This is a genomic window from Streptomyces sp. NPDC058632, assembly GCF_042717095.1.
Classification (GTDB): Bacteria; Actinomycetota; Actinomycetes; order Streptomycetales; family Streptomycetaceae; genus Streptomyces.
This window is the reverse complement of sequence record NZ_JBHXQZ010000013.1, coordinates 84,328-100,620: the sequence shown is the minus strand read 5'-3', so window position 1 is coordinate 100,620 and position 16,293 is coordinate 84,328. Positions and strand designations below refer to the sequence as shown.

Here is a 16,293-nt window from a genome sequence, read left to right as displayed (position 1 = left end):
CATCCTCCCCGCGGGCGGGGCGGTACTGGCCTCGTGACGGCGGCGGGCCCCCGCCCCCACGGGCCGGGGGGTCCGGGGCCCGGAACCCGGGGCCCGGACGGGCGCGTCAGCTCCCGGTCACGTCCGTGACCGTCCAACGCTGGTTGACACCGGAGTTGGGCTCCCAGGTCGTCACCGCGGCCCCTTCGTGGGTGGCCTGGCCGCCGACCTCCAGGAGACGTCCGGTGGCCGCGTTGACCAGCGTCCAGGTGCCGTCGCCGGTGCCCGACACGATCCACTCGGCGGCCCTGTCCCGTGTGCCGGTGTCGGGCTCGGCGACCGGGACGTCGTCGCGCACGGTCAGACGCCTGCGCTCACCGTCCCGCGTACTGGTGAACTCGTAGCGCTGTCGGACCCCGTCGCCGGGACGCACCGCGCTCAGCCGCCACCGCTGGGCCGCAGAGCCGTCGCCGGTGCCGATGACGAGGCCGCTGCCGTTCTCTCCGACGGTGACGGCCTTGCCACTCTGCACACCGGTCAGGGTGTAGGTGTGGCCCTTGCGCAGCAGCGGCGCGTCCGCGGCGACGCCGGAGACACCCTCCACGACGAAGGACGTCACCGACTGGGCGGGTACGGTGAAGGTGGCCGAGCGGTCGTCGGCCCTGATGGCCCCGTGCCGTTCCAGCTTGCCGTCGGCGCTCGTCACGACGGGCGTGACGGTCGCGTTCCGGCCGACCGTGCGGAACTTCGACAGGTCCACGGTGACGTCGCGCGCCTCGCCGGTGCTGTTGACGTGGACGACCGAGGCGCCCCTGCCGTTCTTCGTCACCGCCGCCGCGCTGGAGGTGTCGTTCACCTGGACCAGCCGGTCACCGGGCTTGATGAAATGGGTGAAGTTGCGGGCGGTGTCGAACTTGGTGTTCGTGTAAATGGGGCAGGTCTCGAGGGTGTCGGCCGCCGTGCAGCTGAACGGGAGCTGGATCTCACCCCAGTTGCCGCCCTTCGCGGACTCCCCGCCGGGCCTCATGTTGTCGTGGTCCTCGACGGGTTGCCAGAACACCCAGGCACGCGGCTCGAGTTCGCGCAGATCGTCAACGATGCGCTGGGCGAGCCCCAGACCGGGACGCATGTCCGTGAAGCTCTGGCCGTCGCCCCAGTCGCCCTCGACCTCGCTCATCCACAGCCGCTTGTCCGCCACCTTGGAGAGGTCGCGCACCGTGGTGCGCTGCCCGGTTCCGTAGGTGTGCACGTTCATCTGGTCCACCAGATCGCGGGCAGCGGGGGAGTAGGAATTCCAGTTCCGCGCGAACGTGGACGGGTTGGTCTCGTCCATGGCGGAGACACCGGCCCCGGTCCGCGCCTTCCTCAGCGCCGGAGCGAGGGCGTGGAGCACCTTCTCCTGGAGCTCGGGGCCGATGTGGGCGCCCTCCTGCCGGCCGCCGACGGGCTCGCCGTCCGGGCCGAGACGGGTGCTCCAGTACGTGGTGTTCGGCTCGTTGAACGGGTCGACGGTGTCGACCTCGATACGGTGCGCCTTCTCCAGCCGCTTGGTCGCGCCCGCCAGATAGGCGGCGAAGTCGTCGACCGACTCGGCCTTGAGCTGGTCCTCGCCGGCATCGAACCCTCCGGAGACATAGCCGCTGACGGTCATGAACCAGGGCGGGGAGTTGCTGAAGGTCTCCCAGTGGGTGATGTCCTTCTTGATGCGGTCCACCCACCAGCGCTGGGTGGCGTCGGCGTTCTCGTTCCAGTCCGCCGGGTCCCCGGCGTCCCACCAGTCGGTGTCCTCGCGGGTGGTGCCCTCCGGTGCCTTCCACCAGCCCTCGACGGCGCCGCCCGCGCGCAGGTAGTCCTTGACGTCGGGGGCGTTGCCGCCGCCCACGTTGTAGCGGGCGATGTTCAGCGCGAGTCCCTCGTCGCCGAAGAGGAGTTCGGCGAGCTTCTCGCGTATCTCCGGTGGATAGTCGCCGGTGGCGTTCGCGAACCAGACCAGACTGGTGCCCCAGCCCTCGAACTCCTCCTGCTGGTAGGACGGATCGGGCCGGACAGTGACGGAGGGAACGACGTCCTTTGCCTGAGCGGTGGAGGCCGGGGCGGGGATCAGGGCGGCCCCGGTGGCCAGGGCGGTGAGGCCTGCGGCTGACAGGAGCCGTCTTCTGCGGGTGCGGCGTGCCATCGGTGTGCTCCCAACGTTGAGGTGTGGTCGCGCTCTGGTGGACCCTTTGGCCCGCGCCCACCGCGCGGGCCAAAGGAGAAGAAGGCTCCCGGAACGGCCTGCCGTTCCGGGAGGTGGGGCAGGTGGCCCTCGCAACGACCTTGCCGTTCCAGGGGCGTTGCGAGGAGTTGCGCGCAGTCGCCGCGACTCAGCCGGCCGGCTGCCGCAGTACGGCGACGGCGCGCGGCCCGAGGACGAGGGCGCCGTCGCCGCCCTCCGTGGCGCCGAGCAGTACTTCCCCGGTGAGGCCGCGCACAGGGACGGCCGTGTCGGTCCGGTTCACCAGGAACAGGAACCGGCCGCCGGGACCGCTGCGTACCGTCGTCTCGACCAGCCCGCGGACCTCGGGCGGCAGTTCGCTCTCCACACCGGCCGGTGCGAGCAGCCGGGGCAGTAGCGAGGTGAGCCCTTCGACACCGAGCCGGGTGGAGACGTAGGCGGCCGAACCGGCGCCCGTGGCCTTCCGGGTGACCGCCGCCCGGCCGGCGTGCACGCCCGTGCGGTAGCGGGCCAGGACGTCCGTCCCGGCCCCGACGTCGATCCGGTCGGTCCACAGGCTGCCGGTCGTCGCGTCGTCGAGCTCCACCGTGTCCCCGTCGAGCAGCGGACCGAACTCCTCGATGCGGATGCCGAGCAGATCGCGCAGCGCCCCCGGATAGCCGCCGAGCCAGACGTGGTCGTGCTCGTCGACGACACCCGAGAAGTACGTGGTGATCAGGTGTCCGCCCTGCTCGGTGTACCGGGTCAGCGTCTTGGCCAGGTCGGCGGGGACCATGTGCAGCACCGGGGCCACCAGCACCTGGTGGCGGTGCAGGTCGGCGCGGGTGGTGACGAGGTCGGCGCGGACACCGAGGGCCAGCAGCGCCGAATACCAGTCGAGCGCCTCCTGCCGGTAGTCGAGCAGTGCGGAAGGGTGCGAGTCCTGCTCGCTCGCCCACCACGAATCCCAGTCGTAGAGGATGCCGACCCGGGCGGCCTCCCGCTCGCTGCCCGCGACCGGGGCAAGTGCTTTGAGAATGCTGCCGAGTTCGGTCACCGCGCGGAACAGGTCGCTGTCCTTGCCGGCGTGCGGGACCATCGCCGAGTGGTACTTCTCGGCGCCGGCCGCGGACTGCCGCCACTGGAAGTAGCACACCGCGTCGGCCCCGTGCGCCACGTGCAGCAGCGAGTCACGGGCCAGGTCGCCCGGACGCTTGGCCACGTTGACCGGCTGCCAGTTGACGGCACTGGTGGAGTGCTCCATCAGGAACCAGGGACGGCCGCCGGAGATGCCGCTGGTGAGGTTCGCGGAGAAGGACAGCTCGTCGCGGTCCTGCGGACCCGGGTGGACATAGTGGTCGTTGGAGACGAAGTCGATCTCCTGCGCCCAGTCGGGGTAGTTCATTCCCTTGGTGTTGCCCATCACCATGAAGTTGGTGGTGACCGGGATGTCCGGGGTGATCTCCCGCAGGATCTCCCGCTCGGCCCGCAGATGCTCCTTGAGCACGTCCGACGAGAAGCGCTTGAAGTCCAGCTGCTGGGTGGGGTTGGGATGGGACGCGGCCTGCCGCGGCGGCAGGATCTGCTCCCAGTCGGTGTAGCGCTGGGACCAGAAGGCCGTGCCCCAGGCGGAGTTGAGCGTGTCCAGCGTGGCGTAACGGGACCGCAGCCAGTGCCGGAACGCGCGCGCCGCGTCGTCGGAGAAGTCGTAGACGTTGTGGCAGCCCAGCTCGTTGTTGACGTGCCAGGCGACCAGCGCCGGGTGGTCCGCATAGCGGGTCGCCAACTCCCTTACCAGGCGCAGCGCGTGGATACGGAACACCGGAGAGGTGGGACGCCAGTGCTGGCGTGCCCCCGGCCACAGTGTTCCGCCGTCCGCGGTGACCGGCAGGATCTCCGGGTGGGCCGTGGTCAGCCACGGTGGCGGGGACGCGGTGGCGGTCGCCAGGTCGACGCCGATGCCGCCCGCGTGCAACAGGTCCAGCACCTCGTCGAGCCATCCGAAGTCCCAGGAGTCCTCGGCCGGTTGCAGCCGCGCCCAGGAGAAGATCCCCACGGACACGACGTTCACGCCGGCCTCCCGCATCAGCCGGACGTCCTCCTCCCAGACGCTGCGGGGCCACTGCTCGGGGTTGTAGTCGGCGCCGTACAGGAGGCGGGGGGCACGGTCACCGTCCGCCCCGCTGGAACGGGACAGGAGGGTGGAGATCATGGCGGTCCTTCCGGGTGTCTCGCACCGGGGCGGCACGGCGTGCGTGCCGCCCCGGTGTGCTACTTCGCTACGGTGAAGCCCTGCTCGTTGCCGTACTTGACCGACGCGTCCTGCCAGGCCTTCAGGCCGTCCGTCAGCGTGGTGCCGGAGACATAGGCCTTGCCGACGGTGTCGTTGAAGATCGAGTTGGCGTACACCTGGTACGGCAGGTACGCCCAGTCGTCGGCGACGTTCGCGGCCGACTCGGCGAACACCTTGTTGGCCTGCTGCCCGCCGAAGTACGGGAACTCGGTGTTCTGGAACTCCTCCGAGCCGAGCTGCGCCGTGGTCGCCGGGAAAGCGCCGCTCTTCACGCGGGTGCCGACACCGTCGCCGGCGTTGGCGTACTCCACGAACGCGTAGGCGAGCGCCTCGTTCTTGCCGAGCTCGGGCAGGGTGAGGGCACTGCCGCCGTTCTCCGCACTGGCGTCGGCACCCGCCGTCCACTGCGGCAGCGGGGCGACGCGCCAGTCACCGGCGGCCTCCTTCACGCCGGAGGCGAGGTTGGCCGGCATCCAGGCACCGATGGCCAGGGTCGCGATGGTGCCGTCGCCAAGGCCCTTGTACCAGTCGTCGGACCAGCTGGTGACCGGGGCGACCAGCTTCTCGTCGAGCAGCTTCTGCCAGGTGCCGGTGAAGTCCTTGGTCCCCTCGTCGGCGAAGCCGATCTTCACCTCGGTGCCGTCCACCTTGTAGGGGCGCGAACCGGCCTGCCACAGCATGCTGGTGGTGAAGCCCGCGTCACCGGCGTCGTTGGTGATGTACGCCTTCGGGTCCGCCTTGCGCAGGGCGCGGGCCGCGTCCACGTACTCGTCCCACGTGGTCGGCACCTCGATCCCGTGCTTGTCGAAGACCTTCTTGTTGTAGAACAGTGCCATCGGGCCGGAGTCCATCGGCAGACCGTAGATCCCCTCACCGCCGGCCTTCACACCGTTCCACGGGCCGGGGGAGTACTGGTCGGCGAGCTGGTCGGCGCCGAAGCCGCTGAGGTCGGTGAGCCCGTCGGTCAGCGCGTACTGACCCATGGCGTAGTACTCGACCTGGGCGACGTCGGGGACGCCCTTCTTCGCGGAGATGGCGTTCTGCAACGCCTTGTACTGCTCGTTGCCGGTGCCCGCGTTGACGAGGTTCACCTCGACACCGGGGTGCTCCTTCTCGAAGTCGGCGGCCACCTGCTCGAGCGTGGGTTCCCACGCCCAGACGGTGACGGTACCGCCCTTCTCCAGGGCCGCCGCGACGTCCGACTCGGAGACCGCCTTCGGAGCGGCGTCCCCGTCGTCGGAACCACCGCAGGCGGTGGCGCCCAGGGCCAGGGCGCAGACGATGCCGATGCCGCGCAGCAGGCGGCGGGATTGCTTGTGCATGGGCGTGCTTCCACTTCTTAGTGGGCTTGGATTCCGGGGCATTGGGAGGGTGACGGGCCGTGAGGAGGGCCTTGTGGAGGCAGGAGCAGGGGTGCGTGAGGGCAGGAGAGCGTGGGGAAGGGGGGACGGCGGCCGGCGCTATTCCTTGACGCTTCCGGCGGCGAGCCCCGACTGCCAGTACTTCTGCAGCAGCAGGAACGCGGCGATCAGCGGGATGATGGTGATCAGCGAGCCGGTGATCACCAGGTGGAACACGGGCTGCCCGCCGGCCGTCTCGGCCTGGGCGTTCCAGCTGTGCAGGCCCAGGGTGAGGGGGTACCAGTCGGGGTCCTTGAGCATGATCAGCGGCAGGAAGTAGTTGTTCCAGGTCGCGACCATGGTGAACAGCGAGACGGTGACGATGCCCGGCGCCAGCAGCGGCAGCACCACCAGGAAGAAGGTGCGCAGCTCGCCCGCGCCGTCGATCCGGGCCGCCTCGAGGAGTTCGTCCGGGACGGCCTCACTGGCGAACACCCACATCAGATACAGGCCGAACGGCGAGATCAGCGACGGGATGATCACCGCCCACGGGGTGTTGGTCAGCCCCATGTTGCTGAACATCAGGAAGGTGGGCACCGCCAGCGCCGTACCCGGTACCGCCACGGCGCCGATGACCACGGCGAAGACGGCCCGGCGTCCGGGGAACTCGAACTTGGCCAGGGCGTAGCCGCCGAGCACGGCCAGGAGGGTCGCACCTCCCGCGCCGAGCCCCACGTACAGCATGGTGTTCAGCAGCCAGCGGGTGAAGACGCCGTCGTCGTAGGTGAACGTTTCGGCGATGTTGTCCCAGAGGGCGAAGTCGCCGTCGAACCATAGGCCGAACGAACGGGACAGCCCCTCCTGGGTCTTGGTGGCACTGATGGCCAGCCACACCAGCGGCACCAGGCTGTAGAGCAGCACCAGGCCGGTGAGCACGGTCAGCAGCACACTGCGGCGGGGCTGTCCCGGGGTGGAGCCGCGCCGGCGTGTACGCAGCCGGGGGACGGAACCGGAGGTGCCGGACGCTGAGCCGGTCCGGCCCGCGGGGGCGGGGGAGACGGTAGTGGTCATCGCTGCTTCACACTCCCTTGCGCATGCCGCGCAGCTGGACGACATAGGCGATGACCATGGTGATCAGCCCCATGATGATGGCGACCGTCGCGGAGTAGTTGTGCTGCTGGCCGGAGAAGGACAGCGAGTACGTGTAGTAGTTCGGCGTGTAGTCCGTGGTGATGGCGTTGGGCGCCAGCTTCTGCAGGACGCTGGGCTCGTTGAAGAGCTGGAAGCTGCCGATGATGGAGAAGATCGTCGCGATGACCAGGGCGCCGCGGATCGCGGGCAGCTTGATGGCGGTGATGACGCGGATCTGCCCGGCGCCGTCGATCTCGGCCGCCTCGTAGAGGGAGTGCGGGATCACGCGCAGCGCCGCGTAGAAGATCAGCATGTTGTAGCCGACGAACTCCCAGGTGACGATGTTGCCGATCGAGGCCAGTACCAGGTCGGGGGAGAGCGGGTCGGGCAGTGACACGCCGAAGACCTCGTTGACGTCACCGACCAGGCCGAAGCGGGTGCCGTACATGAAGGCCCACATCAGGGTGGCGACGACGGCGGGCACCGCGTACGGCAGGAAGATCGAGATGCGGAAGAAGCTCTTGCCGTAGAGGCGTCCGCTGTCCAGTGCCAGCGCCACCAGCAGGGCGATGCCGAGCATGACCGGCACCTGGACGCACAGGAAGAGCGAGACCCTGCCGAGCGCGGCCCAGAACCGTTCGTCCTGCAGGGCCTGCCGGTAGTTGTCGAGCCCGACGAAGCTGGTGCCGCCGATGAGCTGGTCGCGGAAGAGGCTCAGGTAGATCGAATACACGATCGGGGCCAGGAAGACCAGGGTGAACACGGCCACGAAGGGACCGATGAACCCCCACCCGGTCCAGGAGCGGCGGTCCCGTTTCGCCGGAGGTGGTGCCGGCCGTGGCTCGGCGGTCGCCGGCGGTTGCAGCGTCGTCATGTCGTTCCTCGCTCGTCCACGTTCTGGCCGGGTGGTCACGGCGCCCTCCTCGGGGCCGGGAGCCATGCCCCCGCAGCCGATGTTTACGCAAACATCGAGCGCCGCAGGAATGCGACGGGGTGTTATGTTTACGTAAACATCTGGTGGCGGCATGTCTACACTGCCCTGATGACGACGGTCAAGGGTCCTCTGGGAAACCCTCACGCGGCGGACGGCGAGGGGAAGGCGGCCGGAAAGCGAGTGGAGACGGTGGACAGCACGCCGGGAAGGACCCTCGCCCCCGAGGCGACCACAGCCGGCAGGGACCGGGCGGGCGCGGGCCCCGCGGGCACGGATCCGGCCGACGGTGCCCCGCCGCGCTCCCGCCCGCGGGGCGGCGGCCGCCACACCCGGGCCTCCATGGCGGACGTGGCCCGCCTCGCCGGCGTCTCGTCCCAGACGGTCTCCCGCGTGTCCAACGGTTACGCCGGGGTGAACGAGGAGACCCGCAGGCAGGTGCTCGCGGCGATGCAGGAGCTCGGCTACCGGCCCAACAGCGCGGCTCGCGCCCTCAAACGCGGCGAGTTCCGCACCATCGGTGTCATCACCTTCTCGCTGGCCACGACCGGCAACGTGCGCACCCTGGAGGCGATCGCCACCTCCGCCGCGCACGAGGGCTACGCGGTGACCCTGTTGCCCGTCGCGATACCGACACAGGACGAGGTGCGCGGCGCGTTCTCCCGGCTGGAGGAACTCGCCGTCGACGCGGTGATCGTCATCATGGAGGTCCATCTGCTGGACGCGGCGACGATCCAACTGCCCCCGCACGTCCAGGTCGTGGTCGTCGACTCCGATGCCGGCGACCACTACACGGTCGTCGACACCGACCAGGCCGGCGGCACCCGTACCGCCGTGCACCACCTGCTCGACCTCGGCCACCGCACGGTGTGGCACCTGGCCGGACCCGAGGACTCCTTCGCCGCCCAGCGCCGCACCGACGCCTGGCGCACCGCCCTCACCGACGCCGGACGCGTCCCGCCGGGACTCGTCCGCGGCGACTGGTCCGCGGAGTCCGGCTACCGCGCGGGCCTCGGACTCGCCGCCCTCGACGAGTGCACCGCCGTCTTCGTGGCCAACGACCAGATGGCCCTCGGCCTGCTGCGTGCCTTCCACGAACGCGGCCGGCGCGTCCCCGAGGACGTCAGCGTCATCGGCTTCGACGACATCCCCGAGGCGTCCTCGTTCCTGCCCCCCCTGACCACCGTCCACCAGGACTTCGCCGAGGTGGGAAGGCACTGTGTGGCGGCCGTCCTGGGCAAGATGCGCCACGGCGGCCCCGAGCGGGGGACCACCCTCGTCCCGACCCGCCTGGTGCCGCGCGCCAGTACGGCACCGCCGCCGGCGGAGAAGGCGCGGGCGAGGGGGTGACGTGGCCCGATCCGGCTCAACTCACCCTGTCTGCTCACGTGTTGGTGTGCAAGACTCGTTGATCGTCAGTAGCCGTGATCCACCGTGGGACGGAGTTCGTCATGCCGGCCGGCAGGTCCAGCCCTTTGCGGATCGACACCAGCAGGGCGCACCCCGCGCGGGTCTACGACTGGTTGCTCGGCGGTAAGGACAACTACCCCGTGGACGAGGCCGTCGGCGAGAAGCTGCCGCCCCAGGCGCGGGACGCCGCCCGGCAGAACCGCCGGTTCATGCACCGGGCCGCGGCCTGGCTCGCCGGGCAGGGCGTCGACCAGTTCCTCGACGTCGGCACCGGCATCCCCACCGAGCCGAACCTGCACCAGATCGCGCAGGCCGTCGTCCCGGCCGCGAGGGTCGTCTACACCGACAACGACCCCATCGTCCTGCGGCACGCGGAGGCCCTGCTGATCAGCAGTCCCCGTGGCGCCACGGACTACTTCCAGGCCGATGTGCGCAACCCCGGGGAGATCATCGACCACGCCCGGACCGTCCTCGACTTCGGCCGTCCCATCGCGCTGTCCCTGATCGCCCTCCTGCACTTCATCCCCGACGACCAGGAACCCCGGGCCATTGTCGGAGAGTTGCTCTCCGCACTCCCACCGGACAGCTACCTGGTGCTGTCGCACGCGGCGTCCGACCGCCACGCGGAACTGGCCGCCCAGGTCACCGCCGAGTACGCCCGGGCCGGCATCCGCCTCGGCTTCCGCACCCGCTCCGAAGTCGCCCGCTTCTTCGACGGCCTGGACCTGGTGGAGCCGGGCCTGGTCACGGCCACGGAGTGGTTCCGAAAGACCCCGGCCCCGGCACCCGAGGACAGCGGCATCTACGCGGGCGTCGCCCGGCTCCGCTGACCTCCGTGTCGCCCGGCCCCGCAGGCACCGTCCGGTGCCGCGTCCGGCCGCGGACAGGGGCCGCCGGGCGGACGCGGACTGAACGCGTGAGCCACCCGGCAGCGGGACGCGGCGAGGCCCAGGACCTCGCCCGCCAGGTCACCGGGACCACCGGAAGGCGGCGACACCCGGGTGCCAGCAGCCGGTGGCGAGGTCACCGCCATGGGCCCCGCCTTTCCTGACCGCCCTGTGCCGTCCGAGGGCCGCGCGGGCGCGCCTGCGCCCGCGGCCCCGCAGGGCGAGCGGAGCCCCGGAGTTCCGGCACTCTGACCCCGATCCGTCGGCCGGGTCGCACAGGACCCCGCATCCGTCCGCCGGGTCGCACAGCGCTCACCGCGTCAGACGGCCGCCCGGACGTCAGCCCCGGCGCCGGACCGCCGCGGCCGCCCTGCCCGCCCGAGGACCTCCCCCGGGCGGGCAGCGGCCGCCGACAGTCTTCCCGCAGGTCACGACCCCGGCTCCGGTCACCCCAGCGGCACCGTCACCTCGCCCGCCCCCCGGGCCTGGGCACCGCCCGCCACCCGCACCGTGAACGGCCGCTCGGTGCCCGACGCGGTGACCCGCAGCACGTCGCCGTCCCGCACCACCCGGAAGCCCGCCGCCCGCGCACCCGTCGTGTCGGGTACGGCGACCTCGGCCTCGTAACCGGGCGAGGCAGGCGGGTGGACGAGGAGCACCGGCGCGTCCAGCCAGTCGCCGTCGGGCCGTGTGTCGTCCCCGGCCAGCGGCAGCACGGCGCCCTCCCGGACATACAGCGGCAGGCTGTCGTAGCCGTGCCGCTCGGTGCGCCAGCACGGGCCGGTGACCTTCTCGCCGCTCAGCAGGTGGGTCCAGGTACCCTCCGGCAGGTAGACCTCCACCTCCCCGTCCGTGTCGAACACGGGGGCGACCAGCAGATCGGGGCCCAGCATGTACTGACGGTCCAGCTGACGGCACGACGGATCGTCCCAGAACTCCAGCACCATCGGCCGCATCATCGGCACCCCGGTGTCGTGCGCCTCGACGGCGGCGCCGTACAGGTAGGGCATCAGCCGGTGCTTGAGCAGGGTGAACCGCCGGGCGACGTCCACCGCCTCGTCGCCGAACTCCCACGGAACCCGGTACGACGTGGAGCCGTGCAGCCGGCTGTGCGAGGACAGCAGACCGAAGGCGAGCCATCGCTTGAACACCGAGGGGTCCGGCGTGCCCTCGAAACCGCCGATGTCATGGCTCCAGAAACCGAACCCGCTCAGCGACAGCGACAGCCCGCCCCTCAGCGACTCGGCCATCGCCTCGAAGGACGACCAGCAGTCGCCGCCCCAGTGCACCGGGAACTGCTGCCCGCCCGCGGTCGCGGACCGTGCGAAGAGCACGGCCTCACCCTGCCCGCGCTCCTTCTCCAGAAGCTCGAACACCGTCCGGTTGTAGAGCTGCGTGTAGTAGTTGTGCATCCGCTCGGGGTCCGAGCCGTCGTGCCAGACCACGTCGGTGGGGATGCGCTCGCCGAAGTCCGTCTTGAAACAGTCCACGCCCTGGTCGAGCAGGGGCTTCAGCTTCGACTGGAACCAGGCCCGCGCCTCGGGACTGGTGAAGTCGACCAGGCCCATGCCGGCCTGCCACAGGTCCCACTGCCACACGTCACCGTCGGCCCGGCGCACCAGATGCCCGAGGGCGGCGGCCTCGTCGAAGAGCGGCGACTTCTGGGCGATGTACGGGTTGATCCAGGCGCTGATCCGCAGCCCCTTCTCCTTGAGCCGGGCCAGCATGCCGTCCGGGTCGGGGAACACGTCGGGATCCCACTGGAAGTCGCACCACTGGTACTCACGCATCCAGAAGCAGTCGAAGTGGAACACCGTGAGCGGGATACCGCGTTCGGCCATGCCGTCCACGAACGACGTCACCGTCGCCTCGTCGTACGACGTGGTGAACGAGGTGCTGAGCCACAGGCCGAACGACCAGGCGGGCGGCAGGGCCGGGCGGCCGGTGAGGGCCGTGTAACGGGTGAGGACGTCCTTCGGGGTGGGACCGGCGACGACGTAGTACTCCAGCGACTGGTCCTCGACGCTGAACTGCACCTGGCCGACCGACTCCGAACCGACCTCGAAGGACACCGCACCGGGATGGTTGACGAAGACGCCGTAACCGCGGGACGACAGGTAGAACGGGATGTTCTTGTAGGACTGCTCGCTGCTCGTGCCGCCGTCCGCCTGCCACACGTCGACCGTCTGGCCGTTCTTGACGAACGGGGTGAAGCGCTCGCCGAGGCCGTAGACCTGTTCCCCGACACCCAGCGCCAGCCGGGTCAGCATGTGGTGCCGCTCCCCGTGTCCGGTGGTGACGAAGGCCGTGTTCCTGGCGTCCGCACGGGTCAGCTCGCGCCCGTCCGCGTCGTGGAAGGCGAGGGCGAAGGGACCGGACCCGTCGAGACGGAGCGTCAGCGGACCGCTGGTCAGCTCGGTGACCGGGCCCTCCTGGCGTACCGTCCCAGCGCCGTCGGCGTCGCCGCCCAGGGCGAAGTCGGGCCCCGGCCGCCGCTTGCCCGCGTGATGCGTGACGCGGACACCGATGACGCCCTCGGCGGGGGAGAAGCACTCCACCGTGACGAGCGGCGCGTTGAGGGTGTCACCCCTCCGTGCCACCTTCCGCACGGAGGCGTACGTGGTGAAGCGCTTCGATTCGGGGCGCACCTCGCGCACCTCGGTAGCGTACGAGATCTGGACGCCGTCGCGGATGCGCCAGAAGCCGTCGGTGAACTTCATGATCTTCCTCGGAGGGGGAGAGGGCGATGGCGGGAGGGAAGCGGTATTTGACCAGGAACTATGACAGGCTCAGGGGTTTCTGTCACGCCCTGGTGCGCACAGATCACCTTGCTGGGGGGCTAGCGCGACCGGCTTCCGCTGACGTATTAGTAATCAGGCAAAACAAATTACACCCGACCTCAGAGCCGATTTTCCCACGAGCGGGACCGACTAATCGTCGAAGCGCTTCACCAGCTGCTTCGCCGTCTCGGACTCCCTCTCGGCCCCGTCCCTCCCACGAGCCGCCGGGTCGGCGAACGCCGAGCCGGTCCCACCCAAGGGCACCCACCGTGACAGCACATCCCCCGGTCGCCGCACAGCGCGGGCCCCGCCGCCCGCGCAGAGCCGTCACGTCCCTCGCCGCCGTCGCCGTCCTGGTCACCGGGGCGGCACTCACCGGCTGCGCACAGCAACGGGACAACGACGTGTACACCGTGATGAACTCCTCGACCGACGAGTCCTACCACCGCTGGGACGCCGAGGCGATGGCCCGCTGCGGCAAGCAGCTCGGCATCCGCATCGAGCAGCAGAGCGTCCCCGCCGCGCAGGTGATGACGAAGGCGCTGCGCATGGCCTCGTCGAAGTCGCTGCCGGACATCGTGCAGTTCGACGCCTCCGAGATGCCGACCTTCGCCGAGGCGGGCGGACTCGTCGACCTGCGCACCCTCGGCCTCGAAACCGACGAGATCCCCGAGGGCATCGTCGAGTTCGGTTCCTACCGGGGCACCTACTACGGCGCGGCCCGCTCTGTCAATACTCTGGCCCTCTTCTACAACAAGGACATTCTGGACCGGGCCGGCCTCGAGGTCCCCACCACCTGGGACGAACTGCGCGACACGGCGAAACAGCTCACCGAGGGCAGGCGCTACGGCCTGGCGCTCAGCGCGGGCGGCGCCGAGGACGGCGTCTTCCAGTTCACCCCGTTCATGTGGTCCAACGGCGGCGACGAGACCGAGCTGGACAGCCCGCAGGTCGTCGAGGCGCTCGACTACTGGAAGGCGCTGCTCCAGGACGGTTCGCTGTCCAGGTCCACCGTCAACTGGACCCAGGCCGACGTCAACGACCAGTTCATGGCCGGCAACGCCGCCATGATGATCAACGGCCCGTGGCAGGTCGAGACCCTCAACACCGACGAGTCCCTTGACTGGGGCATCGCCCAGATCCCCGTCCCGCAGGCCGGCGACGCCTCGGTGGGACCGCTCGGCGGTGCGGTGCTCACCGTGCCGAAAACCGGTGACGAGGACCGCGAGAGGACGGCCGGCCGCATCGTCGCCTGCCTCGCCGGTGAGAAGGAACAGCTCACCTACGCCCTGAACAGCTGGATGGTCCCGGCCAACGAGAAGGCCGCCGCCGTCTGGCGCGACCGCGTGCCCGAACTCGACGCACTGGCCGACCAGGTCGCCGAGGCCCGCTCCCGCACCGGCAAGCTCGGAGCCGGCTGGTCCTCCGTCTCCCTCGCGCTGCAGAGCGCCTTCCAGTCCGCCCTGACCGGCCAGTCCAGCGAGGCCGCCCTGAAGCGCGCCCAGCAGCGCGCCACGAGCGGGAACTGAGGTACGTGCCCATGACCACCTCCACCGTCACCGCCGCGGCCTCCGCGAAGGCGTCCCGGAAGGCCGCACCGGACCCCGCCCGGCTGCGCCGCCGACGCCGGCTCGCCCAGTGGGGCTTCGTCGCCCCCGCCGTCGTCTTCATGCTGCTCTTCTTCGGCTACCCGCTCGTCCGCAACGTCGTGATGAGCTTCCAGCACTACACGCCGAAGACGTTCTTCACCTCGGAGGCGCCCTTCAACGGCACCGACAACTGGTCGGCCGTCCTCCAGGACGCCCTCTTCGGCAAGGCCCTGTGGCACACTCTCGTCTTCACCGTCGGCTCCCTGCTCGGCCAGTTCTGCATCGGGCTCGCGCTCGCCGTCTTCTTCAGCCGCGCGTTCCCCCTGAACGGCGTCCTGCGGTCCCTGATCCTGCTGCCCTGGCTGGTGCCCATGGTGGTGTCCGGCATCGTCTGGCGCCGCATCCTCGACCAGGACACCGGCGTACTCAACACCTTCCTGGGCGCCATCGGCCTCGGCGGGGACACCCCCTGGCTGACCAGCCCCGACATGGCCCTGCTCTCGGTGGTCCTGGTCAACATCTGGATCGGCATCCCGTTCAACATGGTCATCCTGTACGGCGGCCTCCAGGAGATCCCGAGAGAGCTGTACGAGGCGGCCTCCCTGGACGGTGCCTCCGCCTGGCGCACCTTCCGCTCCGTCACCCTGCCCATGCTCAAGCCGGTGGTCACGGTCGTCCTCGTCCTCGGCTTCATGTCGACGGTGAAGATCCTCGACCTGATCCTCGCCCTCACCGACGGCGGCCCCGCCGACGCCACCCAGACCCTGGGCACGCTCACCTACCAGAACTCCTTCGTCCAGCTCGACTTCGGAGCGGGCGCCGTCGTCGGCAACGTCCTCATCCTCATCTCCGCGGCGTTCGCCGTGTTCTACCTGCGGGCCAACCGCACCGACGGGAAGTGACCGACATGGCCGCTCACACCCCCGCCCCCGCCGCACCACGCGTACGGGGACGCCGCCTGGGCTCCACCGTGGCGGGCCTGCTCATCCTGGGCGTCATGCTCTTCCCGCTCTACTGGATGCTCAACACGGCACTCCAGCCCGAGTCCGGACTGCTCCAGGTCGACCCGGTTCCCGGCAGCCTGGACCTGTCCGGATTCTCGAAGGCCATCAGTGACCAGGGCGGACACCTGCTCACCTCCCTGGTCGTCTCCCTCGGAGCCGTCGCCATCTGCCTCGCCGTCTCCGCCCCCGCCGCCTACGGGCTGGCCCGCTTCGGGCTGCGCGGCACCCGCACCATCGTGTTCGGCACCCTCATCACCCAGATGGTGCCGGGCATCGTCATCGCCAACGCGCTCTACAACTCCTACGTGGACCTCGGCCTGGTCAACTCCTACTTCGGCCTCATGCTCGCCGACGCCTCGCTCGGCATCCCCTTCTCCATCGTGCTGATGCGCGCCTTCATGGTGTCCATCCCCGGCGAGGTCGTCGAGGCCGCGCAGATCGACGGCGCCGGCCCGGTGCGCACCTTCGTCCGCGTGGTGCTGCCGATGAGCCGCAACGCCCTGATCACCTCGGGCCTGTTCGCCTTCCTGTTCTCGTGGAGCGACTTCATGTTCGCGCTCACCCTGAACACCACCGACGACGTCAAACCGATCACCCTGGGCATCTACCAGTACATCGGCGCCCACGTCGGCGACTGGGGCTCGGTGATGGCCGCGTCCGTGCTCTCCGCCGTGCCGGCGGCGATCCTGCTCGTCCTCGCCCAGAAGTACATCGCCGCCGGCATCACCGGAGGCTCCGTCAAGTGACCACCGCAC

11 protein-coding genes are annotated in these 16,293 nt (G+C 70.1%); 5 read left to right on the top strand and 6 right to left on the bottom strand.

Annotated elements, in window-relative coordinates; translation table 11 throughout:
- Nucleotides 1-106 precede the first annotated feature (106 nt).
- The 5 genes from ACFWVE_RS08015 to ACFWVE_RS07995 all read right to left on the bottom strand — a co-directional run bounded on the left by ACFWVE_RS08015 (nucleotide 107) and on the right by ACFWVE_RS07995 (nucleotide 7,811).
- Nucleotides 107-2,155 (bottom strand): RICIN domain-containing protein, encoded by a 2,049-nt coding sequence (locus ACFWVE_RS08015; protein WP_384009352.1) that lies wholly within the window; start codon nucleotides 2,153-2,155, stop codon nucleotides 107-109.
- A gap of 187 nt (nucleotides 2,156-2,342) precedes the next feature.
- A complete protein-coding gene (locus ACFWVE_RS08010; protein ID WP_384009349.1) occupies nucleotides 2,343-4,385 on the bottom strand; it encodes a beta-galactosidase in 2,043 nt (680 codons plus the stop codon).
- Nucleotides 4,386-4,444: 59 nt separating this feature from the next.
- Complete coding sequence (locus ACFWVE_RS08005) at nucleotides 4,445-5,788, bottom strand: ABC transporter substrate-binding protein (protein WP_384009346.1); 1,344 nt, start codon at nucleotides 5,786-5,788, stop codon at nucleotides 4,445-4,447.
- 138 nt (nucleotides 5,789-5,926) lie between these two features.
- On the bottom strand, nucleotides 5,927-6,877 hold the full coding sequence (locus ACFWVE_RS08000) for a carbohydrate ABC transporter permease (RefSeq protein WP_384009344.1): 951 nt from the start codon (nucleotides 6,875-6,877) through the stop codon (nucleotides 5,927-5,929).
- 7 nt (nucleotides 6,878-6,884) lie between these two features.
- The gene (locus ACFWVE_RS07995; protein ID WP_384009341.1) at nucleotides 6,885-7,811 is read right to left on the bottom strand and encodes a carbohydrate ABC transporter permease; all 927 of its coding nucleotides are present in this window, start codon (nucleotides 7,809-7,811) and stop codon (nucleotides 6,885-6,887) included.
- Nucleotides 7,812-8,210: 399 nt separating this feature from the next.
- Between ACFWVE_RS07995 and ACFWVE_RS07990 the strand changes: the two genes are divergently transcribed.
- Entirely contained in the window at nucleotides 8,211-9,218 is a 1,008-nt protein-coding gene (locus ACFWVE_RS07990) for a LacI family DNA-binding transcriptional regulator (RefSeq protein WP_384009370.1), read from the top strand.
- A gap of 101 nt (nucleotides 9,219-9,319) precedes the next feature.
- On the top strand, nucleotides 9,320-10,108 hold the full coding sequence (locus ACFWVE_RS07985; protein WP_384009338.1) for an SAM-dependent methyltransferase: 789 nt from the start codon (nucleotides 9,320-9,322) through the stop codon (nucleotides 10,106-10,108).
- A gap of 503 nt (nucleotides 10,109-10,611) precedes the next feature.
- On the opposite strand, the gene yicI is transcribed toward ACFWVE_RS07985, so the two are convergent.
- Complete coding sequence (yicI, locus tag ACFWVE_RS07980; protein WP_384009336.1) at nucleotides 10,612-12,885, bottom strand: alpha-xylosidase; 2,274 nt, start codon at nucleotides 12,883-12,885, stop codon at nucleotides 10,612-10,614.
- Nucleotides 12,886-13,214: 329 nt separating this feature from the next.
- Between yicI and ACFWVE_RS07975 the strand changes: the two genes are divergently transcribed.
- The 3 genes from ACFWVE_RS07975 to ACFWVE_RS07965 are packed head-to-tail and all read left to right on the top strand — an operon-like array spanning nucleotide 13,215 to nucleotide 16,284.
- Nucleotides 13,215-14,474 (top strand): ABC transporter substrate-binding protein, encoded by a 1,260-nt coding sequence (locus tag ACFWVE_RS07975; protein ID WP_384009334.1) that lies wholly within the window; start codon nucleotides 13,215-13,217, stop codon nucleotides 14,472-14,474.
- A gap of 11 nt (nucleotides 14,475-14,485) precedes the next feature.
- A complete protein-coding gene (locus ACFWVE_RS07970) occupies nucleotides 14,486-15,436 on the top strand; it encodes a carbohydrate ABC transporter permease (RefSeq protein ID WP_384009331.1) in 951 nt (316 codons plus the stop codon).
- Between the two features lie 5 nt (nucleotides 15,437-15,441).
- On the top strand, nucleotides 15,442-16,284 hold the full coding sequence (locus ACFWVE_RS07965; RefSeq protein WP_384009329.1) for a carbohydrate ABC transporter permease: 843 nt from the start codon (nucleotides 15,442-15,444) through the stop codon (nucleotides 16,282-16,284).
- The last annotated feature ends 9 nt before the right edge of the window (nucleotides 16,285-16,293 follow it).